This is a genomic window from Bacillus sanguinis, from assembly GCF_018332475.1.
GTDB lineage: Bacteria > Bacillota > Bacilli > Bacillales > Bacillaceae_G > Bacillus_A > Bacillus_A sanguinis.
Genome location: NZ_BOQB01000556.1, coordinates 1 through 221 on the forward strand (window position 1 = coordinate 1; position 221 = coordinate 221).

Here is a 221-nt window from a genome sequence, read left to right on the forward strand (position 1 = left end):
AAAATATTATGTTTCCAATGGACCTTCATAGAGATGATGCACGAAAAAATATTACAACCAAAAATATTAACGGAAAGAATTATGCGAGGCTCTATTTTATTTTAGGACGAGAAAATCCTAACTTTGAACAAAATAAAAAAATAGTAACGGCAATCAATTCATATTTAGACGAGAAGTATTACGGTTTAAGCCGAGGAATTTTTATTAAAGATCGTAAAAGC

At 29.4% G+C, this 221-nt stretch carries 1 protein-coding gene; it reads left to right on the forward strand.

Annotated features, from left to right (window positions below):
• The coding region (locus KI369_RS28525) for a stage II sporulation protein P (protein ID WP_212959003.1) at window positions 1–221 on the forward strand (221 nt) is incomplete at both ends.